The 19,770-nt window shown below is 52.8% G+C and carries 18 protein-coding genes and 1 pseudogene; 11 read left to right on the forward strand and 8 right to left on the reverse strand.

What is annotated here, in order from left to right:
• Positions 1-20 precede the first annotated feature (20 nt).
• The 4 genes from P0X86_RS01555 to P0X86_RS01570 are packed head-to-tail and all read right to left on the reverse strand — an operon-like array spanning position 21 to position 4,460.
• A complete protein-coding gene (locus P0X86_RS01555; RefSeq protein WP_277747597.1) occupies positions 21-797 on the reverse strand; it encodes a PHP domain-containing protein in 777 nt (258 codons plus the stop codon).
• A 37-nt stretch (positions 798-834) separates the two neighbouring features.
• Positions 835-1,644, reverse strand: a complete 810-nt coding sequence (locus P0X86_RS01560; protein WP_277747598.1) for an energy-coupling factor transporter transmembrane component T family protein — start codon at positions 1,642-1,644, stop codon at positions 835-837.
• The gene (locus tag P0X86_RS01565; RefSeq protein ID WP_277747599.1) at positions 1,619-3,577 is read right to left on the reverse strand and encodes an ABC transporter ATP-binding protein; all 1,959 of its coding nucleotides are present in this window, start codon (positions 3,575-3,577) and stop codon (positions 1,619-1,621) included. Before P0X86_RS01565 ends, P0X86_RS01560 begins: the two co-directional genes overlap by 26 nt.
• On the reverse strand, positions 3,570-4,460 hold the full coding sequence (locus tag P0X86_RS01570; RefSeq protein ID WP_192569996.1) for a DUF8171 family membrane protein: 891 nt from the start codon (positions 4,458-4,460) through the stop codon (positions 3,570-3,572). The genes P0X86_RS01565 and P0X86_RS01570 overlap by 8 nt, the downstream gene beginning before the upstream one ends.
• Before the next feature lie 198 nt (positions 4,461-4,658).
• Between P0X86_RS01570 and P0X86_RS01575 the strand changes: the two genes are divergently transcribed.
• The 4 genes from P0X86_RS01575 to P0X86_RS01590 all read left to right on the forward strand — a co-directional run bounded on the left by P0X86_RS01575 (position 4,659) and on the right by P0X86_RS01590 (position 9,575).
• Positions 4,659-5,501, forward strand: coding sequence for a MurR/RpiR family transcriptional regulator (locus P0X86_RS01575; protein ID WP_277747600.1), 843 nt, complete (start codon positions 4,659-4,661; stop codon positions 5,499-5,501).
• A gap of 430 nt (positions 5,502-5,931) precedes the next feature.
• Complete coding sequence (locus tag P0X86_RS01580) at positions 5,932-6,675, forward strand: hypothetical protein (protein WP_192569994.1); 744 nt, start codon at positions 5,932-5,934, stop codon at positions 6,673-6,675.
• 15 nt (positions 6,676-6,690) lie between these two features.
• Positions 6,691-8,379, forward strand: a complete 1,689-nt coding sequence (locus P0X86_RS01585; RefSeq protein ID WP_213579994.1) for a vWA domain-containing protein — start codon at positions 6,691-6,693, stop codon at positions 8,377-8,379.
• A gap of 56 nt (positions 8,380-8,435) precedes the next feature.
• Complete coding sequence (locus tag P0X86_RS01590) at positions 8,436-9,575, forward strand: toxic anion resistance protein (RefSeq protein ID WP_194540536.1); 1,140 nt, start codon at positions 8,436-8,438, stop codon at positions 9,573-9,575.
• A 77-nt stretch (positions 9,576-9,652) separates the two neighbouring features.
• Here P0X86_RS01590 and P0X86_RS01595 read toward each other — a convergent pair whose 3' ends face one another.
• Positions 9,653-10,276, reverse strand: coding sequence for a TetR/AcrR family transcriptional regulator (locus P0X86_RS01595; protein WP_192569991.1), 624 nt, complete (start codon positions 10,274-10,276; stop codon positions 9,653-9,655).
• A gap of 245 nt (positions 10,277-10,521) precedes the next feature.
• On the opposite strand from P0X86_RS01595, the gene P0X86_RS01600 reads away from it, so the two are divergent.
• Positions 10,522-11,253 carry a phosphotransferase enzyme family protein gene (locus P0X86_RS01600; RefSeq protein ID WP_277747601.1) on the forward strand — a complete coding sequence of 244 codons (732 nt, stop codon included), beginning with the start codon at positions 10,522-10,524 and terminating at the stop codon, positions 11,251-11,253.
• 275 nt (positions 11,254-11,528) lie between these two features.
• On the opposite strand, the gene P0X86_RS01605 is transcribed toward P0X86_RS01600, so the two are convergent.
• Both P0X86_RS01605 and P0X86_RS01610 read right to left on the reverse strand, forming a co-directional pair.
• Positions 11,529-12,368 (reverse strand): IS3 family transposase, encoded by an 840-nt coding sequence (locus P0X86_RS01605; RefSeq protein WP_277746116.1) that lies wholly within the window; start codon positions 12,366-12,368, stop codon positions 11,529-11,531.
• On the reverse strand, positions 12,365-12,679 hold the full coding sequence (locus P0X86_RS01610; RefSeq protein WP_277746115.1) for a helix-turn-helix domain-containing protein: 315 nt from the start codon (positions 12,677-12,679) through the stop codon (positions 12,365-12,367). The genes P0X86_RS01605 and P0X86_RS01610 overlap by 4 nt, the downstream gene beginning before the upstream one ends.
• 371 nt (positions 12,680-13,050) lie before the next feature.
• Between P0X86_RS01610 and P0X86_RS01615 the strand changes: the two genes are divergently transcribed.
• The 6 genes and pseudogenes from P0X86_RS01615 (at position 13,051) to P0X86_RS01640 (ending at position 19,096) form a co-directional block, all read left to right on the forward strand.
• The gene (locus P0X86_RS01615) at positions 13,051-14,649 is read left to right on the forward strand and encodes an ABC transporter substrate-binding protein (protein ID WP_096774844.1); all 1,599 of its coding nucleotides are present in this window, start codon (positions 13,051-13,053) and stop codon (positions 14,647-14,649) included.
• Between the two features lie 99 nt (positions 14,650-14,748).
• On the forward strand, positions 14,749-15,699 hold the full coding sequence (locus P0X86_RS01620; RefSeq protein WP_096774843.1) for an ABC transporter permease: 951 nt from the start codon (positions 14,749-14,751) through the stop codon (positions 15,697-15,699).
• A 15-nt stretch (positions 15,700-15,714) separates the two neighbouring features.
• Positions 15,715-16,620, forward strand: a complete 906-nt coding sequence (locus tag P0X86_RS01625) for an ABC transporter permease (protein ID WP_277747602.1) — start codon at positions 15,715-15,717, stop codon at positions 16,618-16,620.
• Positions 16,621-16,642: 22 nt separating this feature from the next.
• A complete protein-coding gene (locus tag P0X86_RS01630) occupies positions 16,643-17,665 on the forward strand; it encodes an ABC transporter ATP-binding protein (protein ID WP_277747603.1) in 1,023 nt (340 codons plus the stop codon).
• Positions 17,649-18,634 (forward strand): annotated as a pseudogene (locus P0X86_RS01635) (ABC transporter ATP-binding protein). The gene P0X86_RS01630 and the pseudogene P0X86_RS01635 overlap by 17 nt, the downstream one beginning before the upstream one ends.
• Positions 18,635-18,676: 42 nt before the next feature.
• A complete protein-coding gene (locus P0X86_RS01640) occupies positions 18,677-19,096 on the forward strand; it encodes an OsmC family protein (RefSeq protein WP_009593933.1) in 420 nt (139 codons plus the stop codon).
• A 157-nt stretch (positions 19,097-19,253) separates the two neighbouring features.
• Here P0X86_RS01640 and P0X86_RS01645 read toward each other — a convergent pair whose 3' ends face one another.
• Positions 19,254-19,667 carry a DUF2500 domain-containing protein gene (locus P0X86_RS01645; RefSeq protein WP_277747604.1) on the reverse strand — a complete coding sequence of 138 codons (414 nt, stop codon included), beginning with the start codon at positions 19,665-19,667 and terminating at the stop codon, positions 19,254-19,256.
• Positions 19,668-19,770 lie beyond the last annotated feature (103 nt).

Raw genomic sequence — 19,770 nt, forward strand, 5'->3', positions numbered from 1 at the left:
CGTAGTTCACGTTTCACTAGCTAGATGACGGCTGAGGGGGACTGGAGCCGGATGATCTCCTTCATGAGCTTTTTCAGCATGACGGATGCTTTGACCTTAACAGGCAGGCTGTCCGAGACATGAAGCTGGTAAGCGCCTTGCATAATGGCATCCTTGAGCTCGGCGGCGGATTCGCAAGGCATTTGCAGCTCGTTATAGACGCTTCCGAATTGGAGGCATTGATGCGTATCGCTTCCCGCCGTAACAGGTTTGCCGAGATCGGCGGCGAAACGTTGAACCTGATCTTGATTGGCTTCGCTGCCGTATTGGTACATATCCTTGGCATTGAGATCGAAGGCGTCCAGGCGGCTCAACTGGCTGCGCGTGAGATGGTGGAGCGGCGTGCTCTCCCGGAACGGATGGGCTCCGATCTTGAGCAGCGGGAAGGCTTCGGCCAAGTCCATCAGATCATCGAAAGGGATGAAGGCGCCCTTCTCCGTATACCCGTCCAGGCGACGGCGGGTTTCCAGAATGAACTCCTTTCGGCCGATCAGCAGAATGTGTCCGGTTTCCCGGATGTCCACTTCCATCCCCGGAAAGATCTTCAATCCGCCTGCATCGTAGTATTCGCCATTATAGGGAAACATGCAGTCAAGCTGCCGGTACACCTCGTCAAAATGGCGCGTGTTAAAATGCTCGGTCAAAGCGAGTGCATCAAGTCCGTTGTCCAGCGCCTCCCGGATCATCTCCTCATAATAATTTTTAGAGAAATCGGACGCTTTGGACAATTTGGCGTGGGTATGGAGATCAATTTTCATATTCGAACACTCCTTGTCGAAGTCAGTAATTTTAAGGTTAGCCGAACCAGAACAATAATGCGGTATATGCTGCCGTTCCGATCAGGAACACCACATCCCGCGCCGACAGGGTCAGGTGGGACAGCTTCAGCTTCTTGGCAGCCGGATTCTTCATGCCGTAGGAGAACCCGCGGGTCTCCAGCGCTTCTACCGTCGTGCGGGAACGTTTGGCGGTGGCCAGCATCAAAGGGAAAAAGGATAGCATCAGCAGCTTCATGTAATAGGACGCGAGCCGCCAGTAGAGAAAACCGGGATGTTCCGGCGCTTTTCCCCGAAGCCGGTAAGAAAGCAGCACATGGCGAAATTCTTCGAACAATACGGGGAGTATCCGATAGCCGTACGACAAGCTGAACGAGAAGGCGGCAGGCATGCCGAGCGCAAGCAGGCCGTCGCTGATTTTCTCGGGATCCATGCCGGAGAACACCGTAATGCTCGCAAGCGATACAACCGACAGCTTTAAAGTGAGTTTCAGCAGCGGAAGCGCCGAGCTGACGTCCCCGCCGAAAAAGAGGGACACCACAAACAGCCAGCCGACCTGGCCGATCAGGCCCAAGCAAAGTACGACGATAATAAACGGTGTAACCCGCGACAGAATGGTGGTGACCACCATCATGAGAAACAATCCGGCCAGCACGGTCATGCTTGAAATAAACCAGGGCGCTATGGCAAAGAACAGGTACCAGATCAGCATGCATCGGGGATCGAGCCGGGAAAGGGCGGCATGGCCGCTCCCGTAGGCGGTATTCATCAACTCGAGCTGAATCCGTTCAATCGAAATCTTGTTAAACCAGTTGCGGACTAGCTGCATGGCAGTGAATCTCCTTTCCGCTCAGAATGCCGTACATATGGCGGGCAAAATCTTCCGGCGAGCTGGTTGCGGGCACGACGCCCAGCCTTATAGATAAATCCATCATCTGGGTCGGTGCGAGCCCGGCCCGGGAAATAAGCTCCGAATCGGCGAAAATCTCGGAGACGGTGCCGTCGCCGGCCACGACGCCTTGATTCAAGACGATCACTCTGGTCGCCCATTCGTGAACCAGCTGCATATCATGGGTGGCGATGACAACGGTGCGGACATGGTCCTCCAGCTCCTGCAGCGTATCCAAAAGCTCTTCGCGAGTGGACATGTCCAGATTGGCCGTCGGCTCATCCAGCAGAATCAGCTGGGGCGACATGGCAGCTCCAATAGCCAGGGATACGCGGCGCTGCTGACCACCGCTGAGGAGACGGGCATCCCGTTCCTGGAGAGGCTGAAGCCGGAAATGGGTCAGCATGCGATGAACCCGATCCTCGGCTCCCGGGTAACGGCGGCTCTTCAAGCCGTAGGCCACTTCTTGATACACATTGTCTTCAATGAACATATCCTCGGGATTCTGGAAGACGTAAGCCACGTTAGCGGATATTTGCTCCATCGATACATCCTTTGTATTCCTGCCCATGATTGAGACAGAGCCGCCGGAAGGCTTGGCGATGCCGGCGATCAGCTTCAGAAGCGACGATTTGCCCGCGCCGTTGTTGCCGACAAGCGCGATGCGTTCGCCTTCATACAGGCGAAGATCAATGCCTCGGAGCACCTCGTGCTCCGTTTTATGAATCGTTCGGTATCGAAGTACGGTATGGTGGAACTCCACCAGCGCGCCATGCTCCCCTTGCCGTTCTGATTCATCGCCCTGCTGGATGCGGTGCTGGTCGGAATCCGGGTCCTTCGCGGTTGAGTCAGCAGATGAAGCATCATCAGCTCTTGCGTCGGTTGGTGGATGATCAAGCAGCGACGGGGTATCCGCGTGTCTGTGCAGAAGCTTTCCAAAATAGGCTTCTGCTTCCTCAGCGGTAATAGGGTAAGGCTGCTTCAGCTGATATCCTGACAATCCCATAGAATGAGAGCCGGAGCCGACCGTTATCGAGTGTCCATCCTGCGGACTGCCGGGGGCCAGGTCGCCCTTCAGCAGAATCGCAGAAAGCTGTACCGCGGCTTTGGTCACCAGGGGCGGCTGGATGCCCAGCCGCTCCAGATCTTCAAGGCTGTTCAGCGCTTCAATGACCGGGCGCTGCCACAGCACCTTCCCTTGCTCCATCAGGCACACTTCCTCGCAGTAGTCGGCAATAAACTCCGCATGATGCTCAATCACGATAACGGTCTTTCCATGAACCTGATTCAATTGGCGGAGCACATCATACACTTGCCTGGCGTGCTGGGGATCGAGCTGGGATACCGGCTCATCCACCACGAGAATGTCCGGTTCCAGCGAGAGGGCTCCCGCCAAGGCGAGCAGATGCTTCTGCCCCCCGCTCAGTTCCCATATATAGCGGTCCTTCAGATGGGTTAATCCGCACATATCGAGTGCCCTGGCGCCCATGGCCCGGTAGTCCGGAAGCCCGTAATTGAGCGGAGCGAAATGGGCTTCATCCATGACGGTGGGGCGGACCAGCTGGTTATCAAAATCCTGATAGACATACCCCACCATGCGCGATAGCTCGGAGACTGTCCGATTCTCGGCGGAAACCCCGCAGATTTCGACGGTACCGGTGAAATCGCCTGAATAATAGTGGGGAATCAATCCGTTGAACAGCTTGCAGAGCGTGGATTTGCCGCAGCCGTTCCCTCCGATGATCGCCGTAAAGCTGCCGCGGCGAATATGAAGGGAGACTTCCTTCAGCACAGGCTGCTCCGAACCGGGATAGGCAAAGGTGACGCCTGCGATTCGGATGGCCAGATGGTCATGAACGAACGGATTAGGCATAAGGCGGGTTCTCCGGCATTTTCTCTTCCTGAAGGCCGCGGTTTCTTCTGGCCCGCATGAAAGCCAGTACGGCAACGGCCACGATGGCGGCTGCACCGATGCTGATCCAGATCGCGCCGATGCCGAACCGGTCTGCAAATCCGCTGTCCCACTCGCCGAGGTTCCAGTCCGTTTCCGAAAGGGATTCCGCTCCGAAGGCAATCAGTGCCAAAACGATTCCAGCCAGGACCAGCTTGGGCGAGACGATGCCGGCGGCTTCGTATTGGGTAAGCTTCTGGCGGGGTTTGATGCCGAGCAGCGGCTCGATTTTTCCATACAATCTTGGAACCAGATATAATGTAGGCAGAAGAGCGAACAGAATGCCGGAGAACAGCACATCGTTCAGGAAACCGATGCCTTCGACAAGGACCACGCTTTGTGCAAGCCCGGGCACGGCTTCGAATTCCTCGACGCCGATCCAGACCTTGCCGATATCCACCAGAGAGCTGCACAGCTGGTGGATGATGACGCCCGACATGGCAGCGATGCCGACCTGAGCGCGGCTGAGGGGGTTTTTGACCAGACGGCCGGCAACGTACATGGCGAAGGAAAAGGTAAGAAACTTCTCCAGCTCTCCGAGACCGCCGAATTGCCCGAGCATCAGTTCACCGAAGATAACCTCGCCGAGCGCAGCCCCTACAGCAGCATAAAAAGGATGAAACAGCATGCAGAGGGTTAGGGGAATGAACGCGAAATATTCGACCGAAAGCTCGATCGGACCCAGGCGAAACGCGGGAATGAGCTCGGTGAACATGTTGGACAGGCCGTACAGCGACATGGACAGCACGAAAATCATCATTTTCTGCGAAGAGGTCAGGGTATAGACCCGTGAATTGCTTGCCATTAGAGAGAAGCCTCCTTGGGAATGGGATTTGCTATCAGTATAGGAGGCGATTATTAAAATGAACGGAGTACTATGTCAACGCATTGTAATATTTTTTACAAAAATATAATCATGAAATAAAATTTACATAACAATCACAGCGTATGATGAACTCATGCTCAATTACGATGATTTCATTGCAGAAGGAGTGTAGCATCATTGAAGAATTGGTTTCCCGATACATCCGGGCTGTCGCCGAGCCAGCTCAAAATCGCCGATTTTATCGAACGTAATCCCGAGGAGATGCTGTTCATGACCGAGCAGGAAATCGCCGACAGGCTTGGCACCAGCATTGCGACCGTTTCCCGGTTTTGGCGTGCCGTCGGGCACGAGAATGCCAAGGCGTTCAAGCTGAAGCTGCGGGAATCCTCGGATACGACGCCTGCCGTAAAGCTGGAAAAAACGATATCCCGGCTGGACGCGTCCAGTCTGCCCGCGAAAATGCTGGAACAGGCGAAGCATCATCTGCAAGACACGATGGAGAAGAACCGCCCGGACGAGCTGGAGGAGGCAGCCCGTCTCATGGCCTCGGCAAGACGCGTGTATGTGCATGCGCCTGGTCCGTCCCTCTCGCTGGGCGAGCTGTTATCGTATCGTTTATCCCGGTTTGGCATGTCGGTGCGAATCATGGCCGGCAGCGGTCATGAACTGCTGGAATCGCTCGCGCATGTGGAGAGAGAAGACGTCGTGCTGATCTTCAGCTTTACTCGGATGCTCCCGGAAACGGAGGTCATCCTGGACTGCGTAAGACGTGTCCGGAATGAAGCGATCATGATCACGGACCGGGAGGAGTTCCGGTATGGAACGCCGGCACAGATCTCCTTTTTTGTCAGTCGGGGGGATATGGGCGAATTTCATTCCATGGTGACGCCATTGCTGCTGATCGAGCAGCTCATCCTGAGCATGGGCATGCTGAATAAAGAGAAGGTGCTCGGCAAGCTGGATTACTTGGGCGAGCTGCGGGCCCGATATGCGGATAAGCTGCCAAGAGGCAAAGCTTGAAGGTTTATAATCCCCGCCGGCAAACATCTATAATAGAAGTCGTTCAGGCACGCCCTGAAGGACTTTTTTTATGTCTTTTGTCGCAGAACCATTGGATTATTTATGTAATTTTGATATAGTAGCCCTACCTCTATGAACTTGCTTGCCTCGGCTTGGCCCCTCTGTTTTGCCGCCGTTCTCTGCGTATTCGCCATGGCTTTCTTAACTCGGGACGGCCATGCCCGCATTATGTTATCCAAGGGAAAATCCGATAAAGAAATGAATGGATTGGATATCGGCAGGGCTGCCTGGAGAGGAAAATGCATCTAACTTCGAATTGAGACGTAGTATGTGTTATATCCTTCAATTACCTATGTTTTTACGGATGTTTTATAAGCGGTTATAGGTCGAATCAGTCATCGCTCTATAGGAGCAGGGGAGGTGTTAATTCTTGAATGGCTCGAAGTCCGCGAAGCTGCTCCTGCTAATGGCGGTTATCGCGATCGTGAATATTGTCCTGGTTTCGCCCGGGCTGCTCGGCTTCCAAGTCGGCGGCGATAACGCTTTCCAGTCTGCACTGGTCATCACCGTATGGGTGGTCAGTGTTCTTGCACTCTTTTATGGAAGTTATGTTTTGTTGTTCAAGTCTCCGGCTGCAAAACCGATCCAAACGATTCAGACCCGCGAGGATTACATAGAGGCGCTTCACCATTACCGCAACGTGAAAGTGCTGAAGAATGATATCGCTCTTGCCCTGGACCAATTGGAGCGAATCGAGAAGAAGAGAAACGCGCTGCTGGGCGTTCTGGGTCAGCGTTTTCAGCCAACGGAGCTCAGTTACAAGAAATTCATGGGGGTCATCGATGAAGTCGAGAAGCTGTTCTACCTCAATATCCGAGGGATACTGAACAAGCTTGGCGTCTTCGCCGCATCCGATTTCGCCCGCATGGCGGATCAGCCGAAAGCCTCCCAGCTGTCCAGCAAGGTGGCGCAGAAAAAAACGGCGTTATACCAAGAGTATTTGGCTTACGTGACCGGTTATCTGGAGGCGAACGAGGAAATCATGCTCAAGCTTGATAAGCTGCTGCTGGAGATCTCTTTGCTCGGCAGCACCGATTACCGGGATGTGGAGGATATGCCGTGCATGAAGGAAATCGATGCGTTAATCAAGCAAACCAAATTATACAAGCAATAAGAGAGGGAGATGATTATGCGAAGCAAGGGTAGTGCCTTTGTCGTATTAGTGGCCATCGCAGTGGTCGTGTTTGTTCTAGTGTACGCGGGGATCACGTTAACCTCCAATCTGGGCAAAAGCCAAGCCGAGGTCGATTCGGAAGGCGCGGCTAAAAAGATCAACAAAATCTACAAGGATATAACTGTCACGACAGCCGATCCCATCAAAGGCCAAGTCGATCTGGACCCGGTGGCCGTCGCGGATTCCCTGCCCGATATATCGAAGTTCCCGATCTCGGTCGAGAATACGACGGACTTGTACGTGGAGATTTTCTCCTCGCCGGAGAAGGCGGGACCGGGCATTGACGGATGGCTGAACGAAGTGGCAGAGGAATTCAACCAATCCAAGCCGGTAGTGAACGGCAAGCCGGTATCCGTGAAGATCCGCAATATCGCTTCGGGAACCGCAACCGATTACATAACATCCGGGAAGTACGTGCCGGACGCTTTTACGCCTTCCAATGAGCTGTGGGGGGAGATGGTCAAGGAATACGGCGTCAAAGCCGAGCTTGTATCCAAGCGCCTGACGGGGAACGTCACCGGCGTCGTCACCCGAAAAGCCAAATACGACGAGCTGGTAGAGAAGTACGGCTCCTTGAACGTCAAGACGCTGACGGATGCGATAGCGAATAATGAATTGGCGATGGGGTACACGGATCCTTTTGCCAGCTCCACGGGACTCAACTTCCTGATCACGGCCCTTGAAACGTTCGACAGCAACGACATACTGGGCGAGAAGGCGGTACAGGGCTTCGAGAAATTCCAAGCGAACGTTCCTTTCACGGCTTCCACCACGATCCAGATGCGCGATGCGGCGAAGTCCGGCATGCTGGATGCCTTTGTCCTGGAGTATCAGACCTTTGTCAACGCGGCGGATATGAAAAGCGGTTACGTCTTTACCCCGTTTGGCGTAAGGCACGACAGCCCTTTGTACGCGCTCGGGAAATTGCCGAAGGAGAAGCTGGACATCATCAAGAAATTCGCGGAATTTGTTGAGCAGGACAAATACCAGCAGATGGCCGACAAAAAAGGGTTCAACGGTCTTAACGATTACCAATCCGAGCTAGAGGTCGTTGACAGCAGCCTGCTGCCGTCCGCCCAGAAGCTGTGGAAGGAGAAGAAGGACGGCAACAAGCCGGTAGCGGCCGTGTTCGTGGCGGACGTATCGGGGAGCATGGACGGCGAGCCGTTAAACCGTCTCAAGGAATCGCTGTTGACGGGACAGAAATATCTGGGCCGGGACAACAGCATCGGCTTTGTATCGTATTCCACGGACGTTACGATCAACCTTCCGATCGGCAAGTACGATTTGAATCAGCAGTCGATGTTTGTCGGTGCGATCAACAGCCTCGAGGCCAGCGGGAATACCGCGACCTTTGACGGCATCGTCGTGGCGATGAAGATGCTGCAGGACGAGATGGCGGCGAATCCGGACGTGAAACCCCTGATTTTTGTGCTGAGTGACGGGGAGACGAATGTCGGGCATTCCCTAGACGATATCCGCGGACTGATCCAAGCCTTCAAAATCCCGGTGTATACGATTGGCTATAATGCCGACATTCAGGCGCTCCAAAGCATTTCCAGCATCAATGAAGCTGCCAGCATCAACGCCGATACCGATGATGTCGTATACAAAATCGGCCAGCTGCTGAATGTGCAGATGTAGCAATTTTTCATAACGATGTGAACCTGGTTTATCAGAAACTTGTAGGAGGGGTTATATTGTCATTTACGATGGAAGTCATAAGTCCTGAGGAGATCAAGACGGCGATCGAGGAGCAGGTGAAGCCTGAGCCGGAAGAAGTCACGCAGCTGAAGGAGCTGGCGGCTAACAATGTGCAGGCCATCATGGAGCTGGATATTGAATCGCTCGAGAAGCGAAGACAGGTGCTGCAATCCATTGAAAGCTTTGGCATCAGCACGATGAGATCATCCTCGGAGAAGAACGCGCTCCTGCAGGTTCAGGTGGGGAGATTATCGAAAACCGGGGACGAAGGCGGTCAAGTGGCCAAAGGGTTAACGGAGCTGCAGCTGCAGCTGAAGGATCTGGATCCGAGCGTCGTCGATTTTGCGAAGAGCGGGCTGCTGGGCATGGTGTTTAATCCGCTGCGCCGATATTTTGCCAAGTTCCAAAAGGCGGATGCCGTCATTTCGGACATCATCATTTCTCTGGATAAAGGAAAAACCGTATTAAAGAACGACAACACCACGCTGGAGATTGAACAGCAAACCCTCCGCGAGCTCACCAAAAAGCTGCAAAAGGAAATTCAGCTGGGCATGCTCATGGATGCAGAGATCGAATCCCAGGTCGAGGCGGCCAAAATACGGCAGGAGTCGGAGGATAAAATCCGGTTTATTACCGAAGAGGTGCTGTTCCCGCTGCGCCAGCGCGTGATGGACCTGCAGCAGATGCTGGTCGTGAACCAGCAGGGAATAATGGCGATTGAAGTCGTCATTCGGAACAACAAGGAGTTAATCCGTGGTGTGGATCGAGCGAGAAACGTAACGGTAACGGCGCTGAAAATATCGGTCACGGTGGCAAGTGCCCTGTACAACCAGAAGATTGTCCTGAAGAAAATCGAGCTGCTGAACGAAACCACCAACAACCTGATCAGCGCCACCTCCAAAATGCTGAAGGATCAAGGTGCGGCGATCCACAAGCAGTCGCTGGAAACGAGCATTTCCGTTGATACCTTGAAGCAAGCGTTCACGGACGTGCTGTCAGCGCTTGATTCCATCAGCACTTACAAGCAGGAGGCTCTCCCGCGGATGCGCGAGACGATCCATCAGTTCAGCGAGCTGGCGGTCACGGGCGAGCAGCAGATTCAGCGCTTGGAGCGGGGGCAGAAGCTGGGCCTGTAGGAGTAGCCAGGGATACCAACAAGAAAAGAGTGTGCAGTCGTGATGCTGCGCACTCTTTTTATTTGGATCCAAGCCCCTTATGCCCGCAAATAATTAAGCAGAATGTGCTTGAGAATCGCCAGCTGCTTCTCCGGCGCGAGGTCCGGCTCGACCACCAGAATGTTTTTCTGGAGGGACAGCTTTCTGGCAAAAATGCCGAATGTATTCACGATGGTGGTCAGCGTCTCGGCAATCGGAAGGTCGGCTTGAACCGATCCATCCTCGATGCCCTGCTCCACGATGGTCGAGAATACCTGGGATATATCCCGGTAGACGGCGTTAAACAGCTCAATGTCTTCGAGAGGCTCTGTAAACTGAGCCGCATAACTCTCGAAGTTCTCGAGCAGCTTCACGTTCGAGCTGGTCTGCTGCTCCAGCAGGGAAATAAAGTGGTCGAACAGCAGCTCCAGCTTCTCCATACAGGAAATCGGCTGTTCCGCGACGGAGCGGAAGGTCTCGAGAACGGTTTCCAGCATTTTCGTGGCAACGGCAACGACGAGTTTCTCTTTGCGGGGAAAAAAACGAAAAACGGTGGCTACGCCCATGGCAGCCTCGGTGGCTATATCCTGCATGGTGGCTTTTTCAATGCCTTTATGTGTAAATACGCGCTCGGCTGCTTCGATGATGAGTTGGGTTCGGGCGTTTCGGGTTTCGGGATTCATAATAAGGCCCTCTTTCTTGCATGACGATTTTATTTTATCCGTATTATATCCTCCCGCCCTTTTGACGACAACAAGAGCGTATACATCGGGGGAGAAAGCGGCCCGCACAAGGACGGCTGTTTGATGGCGTTATTTCAATGGAATATACATGAGGGCCGGGCTTTGCATGCAGGAGCGGCTTACATATTTGCAGAATCATTCATCATTGATTTCAATATCATCCGGCTTGAAGGGAGGCGCTGCAATTGGAACGACGGAACGAGCTTATGGCCGCAGCTGCAAGCAGGTTCGGACTTTTGGAGCGGGATAGACTCCAGACTCATTTTTCCGAACACAGCCTTGTCCGTTCTTATCGAAGGGACGAGGAGACCGTGTATGTGCGCTTGATCGACGAATCCCACAAACCCTATGCGAAGATTGCCGGCGAGGTGCAGTGGGTAGAGTTTCTTGGGAGTAAGGGCATTTGCGTTTCGAAGCCGCTCCATTCGGCAGCCGGGAACCTTGCGGAGCGAATCCGGATGGAGGATCGTGAATATACGGCGGTCTGTTACGAGGAAGCCAAGGGGCGTCCGGTTGGGGAGAACGAAGCCGGCGAGGATTTATACAGGCGAATGGGCCGATTCATGGGAGGCATGCATCGTATCACCCAAGAGTATATCCATCAGGACCCCTTCACGAGACGGCCGAATTGGTCGTACGAGGCAGAGAAGGTTCGACATCTCGACTTACCGCCGTCTGAGAAGGGAATTGCCTTTCGTTATCAAGCCTTGTGCCAGTATATATCGAAGCTCCCGGTTTCTAGGGAGACTTATGGATTAATCCATGCCGATTTTCATTACGGCAATTTTTTTGTCCAGGGGGATGCGTTGTGCCTGATTGATTTCGATGCGAGCCGTTATTCCTGGTTCGTGGATGATATAGCGGTCGCCGCTTTCTTCTCGGGTTTGACCGAGGGGGGCCGATCCGGACAGAGGTAAGTTCCTAATCCCTTTCCTGGAAGGTTACCGTCTGGAGCATCGCCTGGAGGAGGAGTGGCTTCGGGAAATCCCCTATTTCATAAAGCTAAGAGAAATGGGGCGGTATATGAAGCTGTTCCATGCCTGCCGCGGAAATTTCGACAAACTTCATCCCTGGGGACAGTGGTATATGAAAGGACGCAGGGAAAAGATTTTGCAAAGCGATCTGCCACTTTAATAAAGAGCCTTGGTGCGAAAGTGGTCAAGACCCCATTTAGTGGACATTGAAAAAACACCTAGGCTGTAAACTGGCGTCGGTACTCTACCGGCGTCAGTTTATTTAATTTGCGCTGTGGTCGTCTTCGATTATAAAATCGTATGTATTTCTCAATTCGGCTTTGTGCCTCCGCTAGATTTCGGATATCATAAGGATAGAGCCCTTCCGTTTTGAGATGCGAGAAGAAGCTCTCCATGGAGGCGTTGTCTAGGCAATTGCCCCGGCGAGACATGCTGATTTGGGCGCTAACCTTTGGCAGCATGTCGTGATAGGCATGAGACGTGTACTGGAACCCTTGGTCGCTGTGAACGACCAATCCGGTCACGTCTTTTTGCTTAGCAAACGCTTTGGCGAACGTCTGCAGAACCAATTCATTGTCGTTACGCTCGCTGAGCTGGTAGGCCACAATCTCGTTGTTGAATAAGTCTTTTACCGCCGAGAGATACAGCCAACGCTCACCCACCCGGTATTGGGTTATATCCGTTACCCATTTTTGGTTTGGTCTCTCCGCCGTAAAGTTACGCTTAAGCAGATTCTCCGCCACACGCTCCGCGGCCTTGTATACCATGTTGAATTGGCGCTTCTTGCGAATGCTAGCTTGGAGCCCAAGTTCTTGCATGAGACGTAGCACCTTTTTGTGATTCATCCACACACCGTGATCCTGCCACAGGAACAGTTGGATTTGTCGGTAACCATACTTTCCTTCGTAGCGTTTGTATACTCTGCGGATCAGCCGTTTGTCTTCGGCATCCCGGTCGTTCTCTTTACGCTTTAAATAGGCGTAATAGCCACTTCTAGAAACACCAATGAACTGGCACAGTTCAGCTACTTGCCCTGATTTTGCTGCTTGTTCGATCATGGCGAAGCTTTCTTTCTTACCTCCTTCATCCAGATTTCCAAGCACTTTTTTAGCATTTCATTCTCCCTTTTTAGCTTTTGGACATAGCGATCTTGATCCAAATATTCTTCTCGTCTTCCTCGCTGATCCAATAATCCAAACTCACCTAATTCCCGATACTTTCGCATCCACTTTTTTACACGATCTTTATCTTGAATCTCAAAGTGCTCGGTAATTCGCCTATATGTCCACTTTTCCTCAACATGAAGGCGAATCGCCTCTTTTTTCACTTCATCTGAATATGATTTATACTTTTGACCTTTCTTTGCCATAAAAAATGCACCCCTTAGAATTTATCGGAATAACCAAGGGGGTTTTCCAATGTCTATTCTAAGGGGGGCACTTCAAAAGACGGACCAGGGCTTTTTTATATTTCGGGGGGAAGGCTGGCTGCGGCGGTTAAGGCGATGGGGAGGAACGAAGTCCTTGCAACTCAGATCTATTAATTTTCACCAATAGGAAATTAATTCTAGTACGATCAATTATTGCATTGACAGCCCATAGCGAATCTATTAGTATGTGCATAGCTTATTAAACCTACCAGATAACTTAGATTTATGGGGGGCGTTCGTTTTACGAGTTTTTGACAGAGCATGATGCATTACATTTCGTATGCATATGTCTACTACATGGGGGGATTACAATGAAAGCCAGAAAGTTAGGTTTACTCTTATCGTCGATCATGCTGATGCTGTTGATCGCGGCATGCGGCAACGGCTCCGATCCGGCGGCAGAGGGCGCAGCCGAAGACAAAGGAAGCGAGAAGCAAGCCGAACAACAAGAGTACAAAGACGAGCTGAACATCGCGCTTACGGCTCAGCCGCCAACGCTGGATACGGCCTTGACGGTATCGGCGGTTGCACTGGATACGGCCGGCAATATCTTCGAACAGCTCTACACGCTGAATGCAAACTATGAACCCGTACCGGCTCTGGCAGAGTCGGTTGAACGAAGCGAGGATGGTTTAACGTATACGTTCGCTCTTCGCCAAGGCGTGAAGTTCCACAACGGGAAAGAGATGACGTCCGAGGATGTTGTAGCCTCGATGAACCGCTGGCTGGTGACTTCGTCCCGGGCGAAGGTGCTGCTGACGAATGCCAAATTCGAAGCCGTCGATGCGTATACCGTGAAGCTGACCGTAGAGTCGCCTACGTCGGACGTGTTGATTCTTATTGCATCGCAAGCGCAGTTCCCTTCCATCATGCCGAAAGAGATCGTGGACGCAGCGCCGGCTGACGGAATCAAGGAGTACATCGGTACAGGACCTTATAAATTCCAGGAATGGAAGCAGGATCAGTACATCCATTTGGTGCGAAACGACGATTATCAGCAGGTGTCGGATGCGGAGCCAAGCGGATTTGACGGTCGAAAAGAAGCTCCCGCCAAAGACCTGTACTTCCATTTCGTCACGGACCACTCCACGCGCATTGCAGGCGTGAAGACCGGCCAGTACGATGTGGCGGACAGCATTCCGATCGAAAGCTATGATGAGCTGGCTGCCGACAACAACATCAACCTGCTCTCGTTCCCTGGCGGTGCCCTGACGGCATTTTTCAATACCAGCGAGGGATTGTTAAAGGACGTGAAGATTCGCCAGGCCATTCTCGCCGCGTTCAATAATGAGGAGATCATGTTGGCGAGCTTCGCCAAGCCGGATTTGTACTCTTTAGCGCCGGGTTACCTGAATACGAATCAAGTCCAATGGTCGACCGAAGCCGGAGCGGAGTATTACAACCAGTCCAATCCGGAGAAGGCCAAGCAGCTGCTGCAAGAAGCCGGGTATAACGGCGAAGAAATCACGCTGCTGACGACCAAGGATTATAACGAGATGTACACGGCTACCTTGGTCATCCAGGAGCAGCTTCGTCAGATCGGCATGAACGTAAAAGTGGAGAACTTCGATTTCCCGACGTTCCTGGAAACGAAGAACGACCGTTCCAAGTGGGATATCTTTGTTGCCAGCACGGGCTATCAGCTTACCCCGCCGCAGCTGCTGGCCGTTAATCCGGATTGGGCCGGACTCGAGAATGAAACGGTCAAGCAGGCACTGATTGATATTCGCGGCGCAGCCACGCCGGAAGCCGCCAAGCAGGAATGGGAGAAGCTGCAGGGCTTCCTGTACGAATTCGCTTCCTCCACCGTAATCGGCCATTATAATGGCGTCGTCGCCACAACGAAGAAGCTTGAAGGTTTCGAGCTGTTCGAAGCTCCGGTGGTTTGGAATGCCAAAGTAGCGAAGTAAGCGTGTAAGGAGGGTGTTACAAGTTACCGGAGTAACTTCGATAACACCTTCCTTTTTTGAAATTGGATTCATAGACCATGTACAAATGAGGGATTTGCCGTGCTGGCTTATATTACGAAAAGACTTTTGTCGCTGATTCCCGTACTGGCCGTTGTCACCATCGCTATATTTCTGATCATCCACATAACGCCAGGGAATCCGGCGGCGGCCATCTTGGGAATGGAGGCGTCGCAGGAGGAAATAGAGCAGCTGAATCAGGACCTTGGACTGGACCGCCCGATACTCGAACAATATACGAGCTGGGTAGCCAACGTGTTCAAGGGGGATCTGGGGGATTCGATTTTCATGAATCAGCCGGTCAGCGAAGCCATTGCGGAGCATATTACCCCCACGCTATCGCTGGCCATTCTGGCACAGGTCATCGCGATCCTGCTCGCGATTCCCTTCGGGATTATCGCCGCTTACAAGCGAGGGTCCATCGCCGATTATACATTGATGGGGATATCCTTGCTGGGCATGGCCTTGCCCAGTTTCTTGCTGGGACTATTCCTTATGCTGTTCGTGGGCGTCAAGCTGCAGTGGCTGCCGGTCGCTGGATATGAACCGCTGAGCAGCGGGCTATGGGAACATATGAAGTATCTGATTCTTCCCGGCATTTCCCTTGGAACCATACAGGCGGCCCTGATTACGCGGATGACCCGTTCGTCCATGCTGGAAGTGCTGAATTTGAATTTCATCAAGACAGCCAGATCCAAAGGCCTGCATGAAATGAAGGTGCTGTTCAAACATGCGTTTCGGAGCGCGTTTCTGCCCATTCTGACCGTCATTGGACAAACCTTCGGCACGTTGGTGACGGGAGCGGTGGTCGTGGAGGCCATATTCAACATTCCCGGTCTGGGTCAATTGATCTTGAATTCCATTGCCAGAAGGGACTTTGTGGTGATCCAAGGGGTGGTGCTCGTCGTCACGCTGATGTACGTCACCATCAACTTGATCATCGACTTGCTATACGGCGCGGTTGATCCGCGCGTTCGATTGGATCGCAAATAAAAGAGGTGTAACGGGATGGCTACAGTTCAGGAAAAGGAATATGTCGCTCAAGTCAGCAAAAAGCTGAAAAAAGAGCAGCGAGCCTTAGGATATCGCCGCCTGAAGTCCAACTACGGGCTATTGATTGGAGCGACTATCTTTGTGGTATTGGTGATTCTGGCGCTGATCGGACCGCTCTTCACGAACTACGGTCCGTACGACATGAAGGTTGTGGACCGTTTAACTCCGCCAGGGGCCGAGCATTGGCTTGGTACCGACGAATTCGGACGGGATTTGCTAACGAGGCTACTCTACGGTGCCAGGGTATCGATTAGCGTCGGACTGGCGGTTGCGCTGCTGTCCTCCGCTCTGGGACTCGTGATCGGCGTCTATGCAACGTATTATAAGACGTTGGATCATATTCTCATGCGCATTTGCGACGGGTTGATTGCGATTCCGGGAATCCTGCTCGCCATTGCCTTAATGGCCGCGCTCGGCGCATCCGCCTTGAACGTTATCATTGCGCTGACGATCGTGTTCACGCCGAATATTGCCCGAGTCGTCCGCTCGGCAGCACTGGTAGTGCGTGAGCAAACCTACATCGAGGCCATGCATGTCCAGGGGGCCGGCTCCACGCGCATTATATGGCAGCACATCGTGCCTAACACGCTGTCTCCACTACTGGTACAAGCAACTTTCGTATTTGCCGAGGCGATTATCTCGGAGGCCGCGCTCAGCTTTCTCGGTGCGGGCATTCCTGCGCCTGAAGCCAGCTGGGGGAACATTTTGCAGGCAAGCAAGCTTGTAATTTACAAGGCATGGTGGATGGTCGTATTTCCCGGGGCCACGCTCGTCCTGTCCGTTCTTAGCCTGAATTTGCTGGGAGACGGGCTGCGCGATTTGCTGGACCCCCGCGTGAAGCAAAAGTTTAGAAAGCGATGAATATAAGGCTGGAGGTGTTTCCATGAATAAAGAGCCTCTATTGGAAGTGAAAAATCTTAAAACGCATTTTCATACCGAGCGCGGAAGAGTGACGGCGGTGAACGGAGTGAGCTTTTCCATGAATACTGGCGACATCATCGGTATCGTCGGAGAGTCCGGCAGCGGAAAAAGCGTGATGTCCCAATCCATCATGAGATTGCTGGATCATACGGATGCGATCGAGTACGAGGGTGAGGTCGTATTCGAGAATCAGAACCTGCTGTCCCTCCCGCATTCTAAATTACGGGCGATCCGGGGTGATCGAATATCCATGATATTTCAGGACCCGCTAACCTCCCTGAGCCCTGTCTATACGATTGGAAACCAAATCGGAGAAGCCATTCGCCTCCATCAGAAGAAATCCAAGAAGGAAGCCCATCAGCAAGCCATCGAGATTTTGCGGATGACGGGCATTCCTTCGCCCGAAATCAGGGTTAACGAATATCCCCATCAGCTGTCGGGGGGGATGCAGCAGCGGGCGATGATTGCCATGGCGCTCTCCTGCGAGCCGAACCTGTTGATCGCGGATGAGCCGACAACCGCGCTCGATGTGACGATTCAGGCCCAGATCCTGGAATTGATCGCCGACTTGAACCGCAAAATGGGCATGGGCGTGCTGTTCATTACGCATGATCTGGGCGTGGTCTCGGAAATTTGCACGGGCGTGAAGGTGATGTACTTGGGACAGATCGTGGAGGAAGCTCCCACGGAACAGCTGTTCCAAACGCCGCTGCATCCTTATACCCAAGGGCTGATCCAATCCATCCCCAAGCTGGAAGGGGACAGGGACGATGAGCTTTACGTCATTGAGGGAACGGTGCCGTCCCTGACGGATATTCCGCAGGGCTGCGGCTTCTCAACGCGGTGTCCTTATGCCGACGAGCTGTGCCGTACCTCCGAGCCGCCGATGCAAACGGCCCAAACGGACCATCGAGTAAAGTGCTGGCATTATGAGGCCCTAAACAAGCAGGAAGGGAGGGAGACAACCGTTGGAACAAGCAGCTGATCGTTCGATTTTAAAGGTAAGCTCCCTTCACAAGCAGTTTCCGGTGTACGGATCATTCGGCAAATTAGGGGGCGCCAAAGCATACGTCAACGCGGTCACGGACGTTTCCCTGCAATTGAACGAGGGAGAAACCTACGGCCTGGTCGGCGAATCAGGCTCCGGCAAAAGCACCACGGGACGCACCATCCTCGGATTAACGCCGGCAAGCCAAGGGCAGGTCCTGTATCGGGATCGGGAATTGGCGGCCATGACGAGGGAGGAAATGCGGAATTTCCGCAAGGACGTGCAGCTTGTTTTTCAAGATCCGTTCTCTTCGCTCAATCCGAGGAAACGAATCGGCCGGATGCTGGAGGAGCCCTTGATCATTCATAAAATGGGGGACAAGGCGGAGCGTCAGGAAACCGTGTTCCGCATCCTGAAAACCGTCGGCCTGCAGCCGGAGCATGCCTTTCGCTTTCCCCATGAATTCTCGGGCGGTCAACGCCAGCGGCTGGGCTTGGCGCGCGCGCTTATCATGAATCCGAAAATCATCGTGTGCGACGAGCCGGTCTCCGCCCTGGACGTATCCATCCAGTCGCAAATTCTGAACATGCTCAAGCGCCTGCAGCGCGAAATGAAACTAACGCTATTATTTATAACGCATGATATCAGCGTGGTTCGGTATATTTCGGATCGGATCGGCATTATGTATCTCGGAAAGATAATGGAAGAGGCTTTGACGGACGATTTGTTCCATGAGCCGTTGCATCCCTATACGAAGGCGCTGTTCTCGGCCGTACCGGATTTTAACCGCAGCCGATTAAAGGAACGGATCATGTTGCGGGGGAAATCCCGTCCCCGATATCGCCGCCGAGCGGCTGTGTTTTCCACACGCGCTGTCCCTATGCAACCGATGTATGCAGAACAGACATACCGGCTGTAAGAGAAGTGCGGCCGGGCCATAAGGTCGCCTGTCATCTTGTTGACTAGAACAGATAAGATCGCACCCCCAACCAAAAGGAGAGAAGGACCATGACAACGTTACAAATCGTAGAAGGCCAGGATCGGATATTCAATGAGGCCGGGTTTCAGATTGCAGGAAACCACGGCCCGAATTTGGAGGGCGGCTTGTCTCCGAGAGAGCTGTTGGAAGCGTCCCTGGCGCTGTGCGTATCCATCTCGCTCCAAAAAATAATGGCTTACGACGGCGTGGAATATGATAAGTCTTCCATTCATATCGAAGTGTCATCGGTAAAAGCAGAGGATAAAAGCAATAAGTTCTCGCATTTCAACGTCCTTGTCTCGCTGCCGCCAACGCTGGAGCCTGCCTACAAGGAGAAGCTGAAATCCGTCGTAGAGCGTGCATGCACGATCGGCAATACGCTGAAAAGCGAGGCCGTCGTTGAACTGATCGAAGTGAATGAGCCTATCGAAACGAGCAGCAATGCGTAAAGGATTAGATGAAATATTAACCATTCAAGTCGATTCAACAAGAAGAGCCTTAGTCCGGGTTTCACCGCGGACTAAGGCTCTTCTGTTCTTAAGGGACCGTACGAATAAAATACGGAGACGTGATGCTTCTTCATTTTTATATTGTAAACGCGTCCGGTCACGACTGCGGCTGCAAATTCCGCTCAAACGCGACGATCCAGTCGCCCTGGATGGCGGCATAGCCGGTATCTCCCTCCACGACAAGACCGTACAGATTCTTGACGTCAAGATACTCTTTTCGTTCTCCATTATCAAATTCGAGGGTGATGTAATAATACGTACGGGATGAATGGTTGGCGTGCATCATTCCGTTATCGTTGTTGTGGTGATTGGTATGATGGCGGACATCCATGCGTTTGGAGACGACCCGGGCAAACTCGGAAGTGCGCGGGGACTTGGCGTTCTTAACATAACGAGCGCCATTGGAGATGAAGCCCACGATCACAATGACGAATACAATCCCGATCAGAATGGGAACCAGCGTAAACATAAAATCAAAACCTCCGCCAAAAGACGGGCCTTGGGGCATCATCGACGGCACTCCTCCTGTTCCGTTATTTTTCCATTGATTATATGTACGGTAAAAATGACTAAAATGTTTCAAATTTGGGTTGGGGCAATGGATGTTCCGAGCA

Origin of the sequence: Paenibacillus sp. BR1-192 (assembly GCF_029542445.1) — a bacterium.
Lineage (GTDB): Bacteria > Bacillota > Bacilli > Paenibacillales > Paenibacillaceae > Paenibacillus_AQ > Paenibacillus_AQ lautus_A.